The 10,581-nt window shown below is 53.8% G+C and carries 8 protein-coding genes; 2 read left to right on the forward strand and 6 right to left on the reverse strand.

Features of this window, described 5'->3' with window-relative positions; genetic code table 11:
- The first annotated feature begins 183 nt into the window (after positions 1 to 183).
- Together AMR42_RS17945 and AMR42_RS17950 are read left to right on the forward strand one after the other, a co-directional pair.
- The gene (locus tag AMR42_RS17945) at positions 184 to 1,329 is read left to right on the forward strand and encodes a glycosyltransferase family 4 protein (protein WP_099535026.1); all 1,146 of its coding nucleotides are present in this window, start codon (positions 184 to 186) and stop codon (positions 1,327 to 1,329) included.
- A gap of 155 nt (positions 1,330 to 1,484) precedes the next feature.
- Complete coding sequence (locus AMR42_RS17950; RefSeq protein WP_099535027.1) at positions 1,485 to 2,393, forward strand: carbohydrate ABC transporter permease; 909 nt, start codon at positions 1,485 to 1,487, stop codon at positions 2,391 to 2,393.
- A gap of 121 nt (positions 2,394 to 2,514) precedes the next feature.
- Here AMR42_RS17950 and AMR42_RS17955 read toward each other — a convergent pair whose 3' ends face one another.
- The 6 genes from AMR42_RS17955 to AMR42_RS17980 all read right to left on the reverse strand — a co-directional run bounded on the left by AMR42_RS17955 (position 2,515) and on the right by AMR42_RS17980 (position 10,391).
- Entirely contained in the window at positions 2,515 to 3,738 is a 1,224-nt protein-coding gene (locus AMR42_RS17955) for a Coenzyme F420 hydrogenase/dehydrogenase, beta subunit C-terminal domain (RefSeq protein WP_099535028.1), read from the reverse strand.
- A gap of 180 nt (positions 3,739 to 3,918) precedes the next feature.
- Positions 3,919 to 5,574 (reverse strand): radical SAM protein, encoded by a 1,656-nt coding sequence (locus tag AMR42_RS17960; RefSeq protein WP_099535031.1) that lies wholly within the window; start codon positions 5,572 to 5,574, stop codon positions 3,919 to 3,921.
- A gap of 77 nt (positions 5,575 to 5,651) precedes the next feature.
- On the reverse strand, positions 5,652 to 6,620 hold the full coding sequence (locus AMR42_RS17965; protein ID WP_099535032.1) for a DUF362 domain-containing protein: 969 nt from the start codon (positions 6,618 to 6,620) through the stop codon (positions 5,652 to 5,654).
- Positions 6,621 to 6,699: 79 nt separating this feature from the next.
- A complete protein-coding gene (locus AMR42_RS17970; protein ID WP_143473171.1) occupies positions 6,700 to 7,776 on the reverse strand; it encodes a glycosyltransferase in 1,077 nt (358 codons plus the stop codon).
- A 244-nt stretch (positions 7,777 to 8,020) separates the two neighbouring features.
- The gene (locus AMR42_RS17975) at positions 8,021 to 9,433 is read right to left on the reverse strand and encodes an aspartate ammonia-lyase (RefSeq protein ID WP_099535033.1); all 1,413 of its coding nucleotides are present in this window, start codon (positions 9,431 to 9,433) and stop codon (positions 8,021 to 8,023) included.
- Positions 9,434 to 9,779: 346 nt separating this feature from the next.
- A complete protein-coding gene (locus AMR42_RS17980) occupies positions 9,780 to 10,391 on the reverse strand; it encodes a DUF3611 family protein (protein ID WP_099535030.1) in 612 nt (203 codons plus the stop codon).
- Positions 10,392 to 10,581: the final 190 nt, after the last annotated feature.

The raw sequence follows: 10,581 nt of genomic DNA on the forward strand, positions 1-10,581 counted from the left end.
TTTCCGTTGCTGAATTTCTGCGGCCGAGTTTGTGTTGTTGAACTTGTGTTACTGAATTCTTGTTGTTGAATTCTTGTTTTTAAATCTCTGCTGTTAAATTTCCGTTGTTGAGTTCCTCTTGATTGGGTGAATTCACCAATTCATTAGCCCAATCATTCTCGCTAATTCAGGTTTTCGGATTCCATGCACGTCGCTTGGTTGGGTAAACGATCTCCATTTTGCGGCAACGTCACCTACAGCCGAGAGATCACGAACGCATTACGCGATCGGGGCCATGAGGTGAGCTTTTTACACTTTGCCCAAGAAGAAGAAACCGAAGACGAAGCGCAGCGGGATGTGAAAGAAGTCCCGCTTCCCTATCTCTATAAATCCCAAATTTATACGTTGCCCACCTTTGGGGCCAGCAAGGTTTTGACGCAATCTCTCAGCCGGTTGCGTCCCCATTTGCTCCATGCATCCTTGACCCTTTCGCCGTTGGATTTTGTGTTGCCAGAAATTTGCGACGAATTACAGTTGCCGCTAATTTCTACCTTTCATCCTGCTTTCGATCAAAAACTGCGTAATTTCACCTCCGGCACTCAACAACTAACCTATCAACTCTATGCACCCTTTTTAGCCAGTTATGACTGCACGATCGTTTTCTCCCAAATTCAGCGCGACATGCTGATTAAGCTGGGGGTTGAGGGCGATCGAGTGGCGGTGATTCCCAATGGAGTTGATGTGCTCAAATATGCCCCCGGCCCCTCGCCTGTGAAACGGGAATTGGGATGCGATCGCCTGTTTGTTTATGTGGGCCGTCTGGCGCAAGAGAAAAACGTTGAACCCCTGCTGAAGGCTTGGAAAAAAGCGAAAATGCCCAGCCATTGCAAACTGGCGATCGTTGGCAGCGGCCCCCTGAAAGCTTCCCTCCAAGCGTTCTACGGTCCCGAGCATGGGGTGGAATGGATGGGCTATGTGGCTAACGAAAGTCGCCGGATCGACATCTTGCGGGCCGCCGATGTGTTTGTGCTGCCCTCATTAGTGGAAGGGTTGTCCCTCTCGTTGCTGGAGGCGATGGCCTGCGGGGTTGCTTGCTTGGCAACGGAGGTGGGGGCCGATGGCGAGGCGATCGAACAGGGAGCCGGAATTCGCCTCAATCCGCAAAAAGTCTATGGACAATTGCGAACCTTGCTGCCCATGCTGGCAGAACATGAGGAAATCACCGCCTTGCTGGGCCAGCGGGCCCGGGAGCGTGTTTTGGAACGCTACACCCTCGATCGCAACCTCAACCAACTCGAAGCCCTCTATGGGGAAATTTTGAAACGGAAGCGATCGCCTTTGGTGCGTTAGTTAACAAGCAAAGAACAAAAGGCAAAAAGGCAAAAGCAAAGGGTAAAAAGAAAAAGGCAAAAGGCAAAAGGTAAAAGGCAAGCAGTTGGTAAAAACGAAAAGTTAGAAGTTCAATTCAGTTCAATTCAACAGTCCACATACTGGGAACCTTGCCCATGTTCCAGTTACCCCGAAAATCCCTGAGCGATCGCCAATGGGCCCTGCTCACGCCCTATCTATTCCTGCTGCCGGCCTTGGTCGTCTTGACCATCACCACCTTCTACCCGGCCTTGCAAGCCTTTTACCTCAGCTTCACGCGCTATGACTACGACCTGACCGAAGCGCCGCGCTGGGTGGGCGGGGCCAACTTCCTGCGCCTGTGGGGCGATCGGCTGTTTTGGAAAACCCTGGGCCAAACGATCGTCTACCTATTAACCGTCGTCCCCATCCTGACGATCGCCCCCTTGGGTTTGGCCATTTTGGTGAACCAAAAACTAGCGGGGATCCGTTGGTTTCGCGCCGCCTATTATGTGCCCGTGATTGTGTCGAGCGTGGTGGCCGGCATTGCCTGGAATTGGATGTATGCGGAAAATGGCCTGCTGAACCAACTGCTCACCGGTCTTGGCCTTGTTTCTCGTCCCATTCCCTGGCTGACCAGTCCCCAATGGGCCCTTTGGAGCGTCATGGCCGTCACGGTCTGGAAAGGCCTCGGCTATTACATGGTGGTTTATTTAGCCGGACTGCAAGCCATTCCCGCCGACCTTTACGAAGCTGCCGCCCTCGATGGCTCCGATGGTTGGCGCAAACATTGGGATATTACGGTTCCGTTGATGCGCCCTTACTGGCTGTTGGTGGCCACCATTTCCGCCATTTCCGCCACCAAGGTCTTTGAAGAGGTGTTCATCATGACCCAAGGCGGCCCCCGCAGCAGCTCCAAAACCGTGGTCTATTACCTCTATGAACAGGCCTTTGAAAACCTAGAAATGAGCTATGCCTGCGCGATCGGGCTAGTGTTATTCCTGCTGGTTTTGGGCTTTTCAACCCTGCGGCTGTTGATTCCGAACCAAGCACCCACCAACCCCTGAGCCAGCTCCCATTAACGGCAGATCTAGGGATTTCGGGCTAAACAAAGACACCCTCTGGGCACCTTGCCACCGCGATCGCGTCAGGGTGGAATCAGGATTTCAGACTATCCGACGATCGGTTCTAGTCCGGTAATTGGTATTGCTCCACAATTTTTTGGGCGTAGGCGGGCACATGCTCCGCTAGCTTTTCAGGATAGTGGCGCTTGACATAGAGATAGTTGCGCGTGAAGTGGGAGTCGATCGAGAAACGAGCATATTCCAGACCCTTGGGCCCCACCCGCTCGATCACCAAACCCATCAACTTAGCCGCCCACATGGGAATCGTGACCCCCTTGTCGTAGGCGGGAATGCTGTTTTGGACGGCGGCCCGACGCTCCCCTTGGGACATCACCGGTTGGGTTTCGATTTGGTCGCGCACCATTTCCAACAGTTCGCGGCCCGTTTCATTGCGCACCACCAGCCACTGCCAACCAAAGGGCGCACCCATATAGCCCACCACCAAATCCGCGAGGGAGTTGACGTAATCAAAACAGGTCATGCAGGAGGGGGCAAACACGTCCTTTAATTGATCGGTTTTCAGGCCAAAAAAGGGCACTGTTTCCGTGGAACCGTCTTCGTGCTTGAAATGCACCCGGAAATCCTGCATGAACTCGTAATAGACCACGGTGTCGGGCGATCGGCTGGTGGTGTCGAGGAATTTTTGCAGGCCGGCCCGGGTCACGTTGTCCACGCAGGGCGTGCCGAGCACATAGAGCTTTTCGAGGCCTAGCTTGTCTTGGACAGCTCGCAGGGCTTGGATTTGGCAGCCCACCCCAATCACCAACAACCGCTTCATGCCCGATTGTTCAATCTGTTCCAAAACAGACAGGTTGGGCGAAAGGGTGGGTTTGTTCACCCGGGCAGCCAAGATTTCTTCGGGGGTGGTGGCAATCACCGGTTGGGGTTGGAAGCGGTCTTCCGGGGTGTTTTGCACACAGACGACCCCTTCCACTTTGCCGCTGGTGAGCATGGCGATCGCGATCGAGCTAACGATGCCGGTCCATTGGGCCCCCTCGATCGGCTCGGTTTTGCGCGCGGCCATCATTTCCTGATGCACGCCGAAGTAGATGTCATCTTCGACTTCCAGATTGCGGCTGCGGCCGTGGGCCTGGGTTTCCAGCTCGGCAATCTGTTGATTAATGAAGGCGCAGGCCTCTTTGACGTAATGCACATAGTAGGTGTCGCACAGACCGCATTCACTGCACAAATCCTTGGCGGGGCGACGGCTACCGGGCTTGAGGGCGCGAGCTTTTTTGTGGCCGAGGGGTGCTTGACCGGATTCGGAGGGTGATGAGGCGAGGGTCATGGCAACAGGCGGGCGTTGAGCATTGACGTGCGGTTTTTATTGTTTCATGGGCGATCGCTCCCGGTAACGGAAAATCAACAACCCGCAATGTTCGGCAACGAAGCAGCAAGGGAGTCGTGATCCCATCGCTGATTGATCGCTAGTCCAAACAAAATCCAGGCAAGGACGATCACGGCGAAATCACGGCGAAATCACGGCAGCATCGGGCATTAGGGCCACGGCTTCCGCTCGGTGTTTTTTCAGGGTGGCGGCGGGCAAAGGCCCATGGAGATGTTCCCAGGGCAGCACTTCCCCTAAATCCCAGTTGCGAAACACATAATGATCCAGCGGGGGCACTCGATCGCGCAGTTCCTTGAAGGCTCGCCGGTAACTGCCCAGGGATACCCGATCGGGGTTGTCCGTGTCGCCCACCCCATAGGCTCGCACCAGTTCCAACAGGGGGGTTAACCGGCGATCGCCCCGGGAAATCAGCGTCTGAATAATTGACCAGTTATAGCTCTCGGGGCGGAAGTCAATGCCATTGGAACGCAGGCGCTTTTGCAGCAATTTCAATCGCTTTTCCGCATCCCGATTCACCCCAAACCACTGAAAGGGAGTGTGGGCTTTGGGCACAAAGGTACTGCAACCAAGGGTTAATTTCAGGCCCGGGGCAGCTTTTTTGAGCCGCAGCATCATGGCCGCGGTGGCTTCGATGTCGTCGGGGGTTTCTCCGGGAATGCCGGCCATGCCATAAAGCTTGAGGGCGCTGAGGCCGCCCGCTTTGGCGTTCACGGCGGCCTGTTCGATCGCTTCGGTGGCCAACTTTTTGTTGATGATTTGCCGCACCGTTTCCGAACCGCTTTCCACGGCCACGGTGATTGATTTGCAATCGCGGCTGGCCAAAACGCGGGCCAGCTTTTCCGTAACCGTGTTGGTGCGCACCGAAGCCACACTGAGCCGCACCTGTTCGTAGGCGGTTCCGGCCAGGCGATCGAGCAGACTGTCAAATTCAGGATGTTGGGTCACCGAAGCGCCGAGCAGGCCGATTCGGTTGGTGGCTTGCAGTCCCCGATCAATGGCCGGCAGCAAGGAGCCTTCCAAGTCCGCCGTCCGAAAGGGCAGGGTGAGATAGCTGGCCAAGCAAAACCGGCACAGTTCCGGGCAACTGCGCACCGTTTCCACCATGAAGATGTTTTCCCAGGCGGCACGCGGAGTCACCACCGTGGACACCGAAAGGGCGTTGCCACGATAGGTTTGCTTGCTGACGGTGGCGGGAATCCGATCGCTCAGGGGGCGAATGGCGGCGATCGGGCCCGTGGGGTCGTGATACTCCACGGCGTACAGTTGCGGCACATACAGACCCGGCACTTGGGCCAGGGCTTCCAATCGATCGGCCCGGGGGCGATCGCGCTGTTCTAGCAGCTCATTCACCAGGGCATCAATCAAAATTTCCCCATCACCCAACAGCACCACGTCAAAATAGGCCGCGAAGGGTTCGGGATTCGCCGTCAGCACCGGCCCGCCCCCAAACACGATCGGGTGCTCATCGGTGCGATCGACCGCATGGAGCGGCAAGTCCAAATCCTCCAGCAACGCCATCACATTGACGTAATCCAGTTCCCAGGACATGGAAAACCCCACCAGGGCGGGCGATCGGGGCAATGGCTCCCGTGCATCCGTAAACAACCGTGCCACGGCCAACTCCGGCCGCGCCGCCAACATCGCCCAGACCACCTGATAGCCCAAGCTGGTGATGCCGACGGAATAGGTGTTCGGAAAGGCAAACACCGTGGGCAGGGCCTGGGGCAACGGTTCAGCGGGTTCAAACAGCAGGGTTTCGTCAGCAAAAGGAGCCATGCAACAACTGGCAAAGACCAGAGAAAAACCAGAAAACAACCAAAAACTAGCGGCGTTAAGGAACGGCTAGGAACGGCTTAGGATCGCACCGAAGTTTCCGCCGGGGCAAAGCGTTCCTTAAACAGCTTGATGTAAAGGTGCTTGAAGGTAGAACGAATCACCCGAGGCAACCCAAAATCGATCGGCATCAGGAAGCTGGATAAGCGCCAATCTTCGATCGCCAAGTCCGCCGGCCGCTGCAAAGGATAGGTCACCTGTTCCGGGGCCGGACAAACACCCAAGACTCCCGCCGCCGCCAAGGTGGGCACGGTTGCCGGATCCACCTGCAAGATATCCGCCAAGGATCGATCGAGCGCAAACACATTAGCCGATGCACCCAACACCCCCAACAGGCGCGGTTCACCGTTGCTGGGGCCGTCGCCCTCATGGCCAATGATTCCATCCACGATCGTCAAGTCGGGGTCGATCGTCCGCGCCGTTTCCACCAACATGCGCCCAAACCGAGCCACGTCTTTTCCCGCGTCCAAATGCCACCAGGCCTTCAGCTTGCCCGGCACGCAGCCAAACAGATTCTTCACCCCCAGCGTAATCGTCAATTGGCAGTGGGATTTCACCTTGGGCAAATTAATCACCACATCTGCATCCATCGCTTCCTTGCTCAAGCGCAGGTGACCAAATTCGCCGCTAAGGCTGTCGTAGCGCTGGCCCCGAAATTCCACGATTGGGATGTTCAAGCGTTGGGCGATCGGGGCCAGGCCATTGGCCTTGGCCACGCCGGCCGCGCTGCCAAAGGCGGGACTGTCGCCCAAAAAGGGTTTTCCACCGGCCGCCAACACCAACTCCGCCACCACCTGCACCAGCTCGGGGCGAGTCGTGCATTCTTTGGCGGGTCGCGATCCGGTCAGGAGGTTGGGTTTCAACAGCACCCGATCGCCCGGCTGTACAAAGGCCGCCATCCCGCCCAAGGGTTCCAACAGGGCCACAACTTTTTCGCGCAACAGATCCAAATCATAGCTAGTGGCACTGAGCAAGCTAACGGGAACCATCGGCGTTTCTCCTGGTGTTTTGGGGGGCAATGGTTGAAAAGAGGGATCGAAATGATCGAAATTAAGGGTCGAAATGGGGTTAGAAAATAATCGAGGGCGGAGCAATCGCCTGATTTAAATCATAGGTTGGTTGACTGGAATCCTGGGTTGGTTGACTGACATTAGGGGGCTTGGGTAAAGATTGCCCCGGAAAACGCCCTAGGATGGCTGACCAAGCTGCCACCACATCATCCGTTTGATTAGCCAAAGAATAGGTGTTGCGAATATAGGCCGATGCTTGTTTGACCTTGGCGATTGTGGCCTCGGGACGGTTAACCCAATCATCGATCGCCTGTTCAACCGCCTGGACAAATCCTAAAATATCGCCCCGCTCGATCGGGTAAGAAAACTCCGGCTTGAAAAATTCCCGCCCGCCGCGGCCGTGATAACCCACCGTGAGACAGCCCGCCGCCATCGCTTCCGCCGCCGGTAAGCCAAACCCTTCTGGATCACCAAAACTCATAAAAATTGCCGAATTTCGCATCATTTCTGCTAATTTCGCCTGCGGCAAATCCAACACTCGCACCAATTGAAATCCCTGGAGCCGATCGCGATGGCGCAAGATTTGGCAAACCTGCTGAACATCCATGAAATTTTTGCGCGCCAGGAAGCAAATTTGATTGGTCTTTCGTTCAGGAAAATAAAATAGCTCCGGATCAACGCTACACCGAACCCGGTGAACCTTAACTTGCGGGAAAGCCGTTTGAATATAGTTTTTGCTATCTTCAGAAACAACAATCACGCCTAATAAATTCGGATCAGCATAGGGCAAATATTCTTCTTCAAAATTCACTGAAAATTTATCAAATGTGTAATAGACATTTTGATTAAAAATCACAAAGGGAATATCTTTGGGCAGCTTGGCATATTCCGCCTGTTCATAGACCTCGGGCACAACCACAATGCTGCGATCGGGGTTAATGGTCAAAATTCCCCCGAGGATGCGTGTTTTGTTGGGAAACCACTGACAACGAAATTCCGCTTCTCTGTGCAAAACTGCTGCGGAAAATCCCGACTGATTCAACAAATCCACCTGGCGATAGATCATCTGTACGCCGCCGGTTGGTTTTGTAAATTGTCGGCAGGGAAAATAAATCTCGATCGCCTTTGGATCCACGGTTAATTTACCTAATTTTAGAAACTAGAAGTATGACTCAAGACCTACATTGATCACCGAGGTTGATCACCGGAATCACCAGAATTTGTCAATCAGGGCCGAGGTAACTTAGCCTTAGTAATCATCCAGGATAATCATCTAAACGGCTCGATCGCACCGTTAGCAACTTCGCTCAAAACTGGGCTGCCAACTGCACCACCCAAAGCACAATTAGCACAATTCGGGCGATCGAGCCGTTCAAACCCTAGACCGTTGGATTCGGCATTTGGCTCATGGTTTCCAAATCCAGCACTTCTGCTAACTGGGCTTCATCCATTAGCCCCTTTTCCAAAACCAATTGGCGCAGAGATTTACCCGTTTCTAGGGATTCTTTGGCGATCGCAGCGGCATTCAAATAGCCAATGTGCGTATTCAGCGCCGTCACCAGGGCCAAGCTCCCCTCGGCATAGTGCAAACAGCGATCGGGATTGGCTTCAATGCCCACCAAACAGCGATCACTCAAAGCGGCGATCGTGTTGCCCAAAATCTCAATACTTTGAATCAGATTGTAGGCAATCAACGGCATCATCACATTCAATTCCAGTTGCCCCGCCTGGGCTGCCAGGGCGATCGCCTGGTCGTAGCCCATCACTTGGAAACAAACCATTGAAGTCATCTCCGCCATCACCGGATTATATTTACCCGGCATGATTGACGATCCTGGCTGCACAGGCGGCAGTTGAATTTCCTTAAATCCGGTTTTGGGCCCCGAATCCATCAAGCGCAAATCATGGGAAATCTTGGCCAAATCCTGAGCCAAATTCCGAATCGAACCGGACACATTCACAAAAGGAGCCATACTTTGCATGGCCGCCATCAAATGGGGAGCCGATCGCAACGGTTGCCCAATCAATTCTGAGAGTAATTCAGCGACTCGGAAGCGATATTGCGGATGGGTGTTCATCCCGGTTCCCGCAGCGCTGCCGCCCAACCCCAAGACGCGCAAATCTTCCGCCGCTGTGGTAATTCGTCGCTCATGATCGCGCAAAATATAAGCCCAAGCCCGGAAGCTTTCGCCCAATCGCACGGGCACTGCGTCCTGCAAGTGGGTGCGGCCAGATTTAACAATTTCTTGGAAAGCGATCGCCTTGGCTTCCATGGCGGCGATCGCCTTTTTGAGGGCTGGAAACAAGGTGCGATCGAGCGCCAACAGCCCCCCAATCCGAATGGCTGTCGGAATCACATCATTGGTTGACTGTCCATAATTCACGTGATCATTAGGACTGACGCGGCCATAGTTGCCCTTGCGATCGCCCAACAGTTCCAAGGCTCGATTGGCCAAAACTTCATTCACATTCATGTGATGGGAAGTGCCGGCCCCCGCTTGGTAAACATCCACCACAAATTGATCGCGCAATTGACCTTGCAAAATTTCATCGGCCGCTTGCACGATCGCTTGGCCTAATTCTTCCGAAATACAGCCCAATTCTGCATTGGCGATCGCGGTGGCTTTTTTGATTAGCAAACAGGCATCAACATAGGTGGGCAAGGGTTTAAGGCCGCTAATGGGGAAATTCTCGATCGCCCGGCAAGTTTGAATCCCGTAATAGACCGTATCGGGGATTTGCCATTCCCCCATCGAATCTTTCTCAATCCGAAAGTTGTCAGCGTTGCTCATGGTTTTGGGTTGTTGATTGTCAGTGTTAATTTTACTGAGATTGATGACTAGAGTGAATGATTGATTGAAATGGATACTTTTCAGCAATTTCTCAGAATTGCTGTTCTCAACCGTTCCTTTTAATCACTCTTCTTAATCACTCTTCTTGATTATTTGGATTTTTTATTTTGCTCATCATTCATCGCTTTCATTCCACTGGCCAACATCCAAAGCCCACCCAAAACAATTCCACCGGCCAAAGCACCCAACAGCCAATCCAAATTCATGCCACTTTCCATAAAAATCTTCTCAAAAATCTTCTCAATGAGATCAGTGTTTTTGTCCGTCTACTCGATGCATCAGTTTCTTAACTGGAAGGGCGATCAATTCGGTCATAGAGCCACAGGGAAATCACCATGCCCATAAAGTTGGCAGAAATTCCCGCCAAATTAGCTACCACCACAAACACATCCAAGGGCCGGACAATTTTAGTGGGATCGGTAATGGCTACCCCAGCCGGCTGGGATACTGCTTTCGAGACCAAAACATAGACCGCCACACCGGAGCCAATCAGGGTTAAAACCACCCCAATCATGCCCGCATAAATGCCCATTCTCAACAGTTGAACGGTTTCGGTTTTGCGGGGTTGCGGTTCGTTGGTTTTATGAATTAATCCCTTAGCAATTCGGGTATATCGAAAGGATAAAACCGTGTTGAATGCCGCCACAATTACGCCACAGGTGGCCCAAAAAATGCCGATGCTGACCCCTTGGGCCGCCCCTTGGCCCGCCAGCCCCGGCACGGCAATCAGCAACAACAAAATGGCGGCTAACCCGAGGGCTAATTGCACCCAAAACCCAATCCAACCGCCCAGTTGCAGGGTGGCGGCAATGCGCTGGAGGGATGGCCGCGGCCCCCCATTTTTCTTTTTAAATGGCGGGGGTGGGGGCGTGGGGTTGGAATCGGGACGGCTCAACATGGCAACAAGGGCAGGGTTGTGAAGATGCGGAGATTGATAAAACGAGCGGCAAGGCGGGCAATGGCACAAAAACGGCAAGGCCCAGCATCGAGGTCACGGGTTGGGCTTGCCCCTAAAGCGTGGCATATTGCCGAGACTCTCGCGCCGTTGAGGATGAATCGCAGACGGTCTCTTATACACATATACGAGC

This window comes from Limnothrix sp. PR1529, assembly GCF_002742025.1.
In the GTDB taxonomy this organism is placed as follows: Bacteria; Cyanobacteriota; Cyanobacteriia; order CACIAM-69d; family CACIAM-69d; genus CACIAM-69d.

Excerpts from the sequence above, each read along its gene's own strand:
- AMR42_RS17980 (WP_099535030.1), bottom strand. The coding sequence starts at position 10,391 with ATGTTGAGCCGTCCCGATTCCAACCCCACGCCCCCACCCCCGCCATTT.
- AMR42_RS17950 (WP_099535027.1), top strand. The coding sequence starts at position 1,485 with ATGTTCCAGTTACCCCGAAAATCCCTGAGCGATCGCCAATGGGCCCTG.
- AMR42_RS17955 (WP_099535028.1), bottom strand. The coding sequence starts at position 3,738 with ATGACCCTCGCCTCATCACCCTCCGAATCCGGTCAAGCACCCCTCGGC.
- AMR42_RS17975 (WP_099535033.1), bottom strand. The coding sequence starts at position 9,433 with ATGAGCAACGCTGACAACTTTCGGATTGAGAAAGATTCGATGGGGGAA.
- AMR42_RS17960 (WP_099535031.1), bottom strand. The coding sequence starts at position 5,574 with ATGGCTCCTTTTGCTGACGAAACCCTGCTGTTTGAACCCGCTGAACCG.
- AMR42_RS17945 (WP_099535026.1), top strand. The coding sequence starts at position 184 with ATGCACGTCGCTTGGTTGGGTAAACGATCTCCATTTTGCGGCAACGTC.
- AMR42_RS17965 (WP_099535032.1), bottom strand. The coding sequence starts at position 6,620 with ATGGTTCCCGTTAGCTTGCTCAGTGCCACTAGCTATGATTTGGATCTG.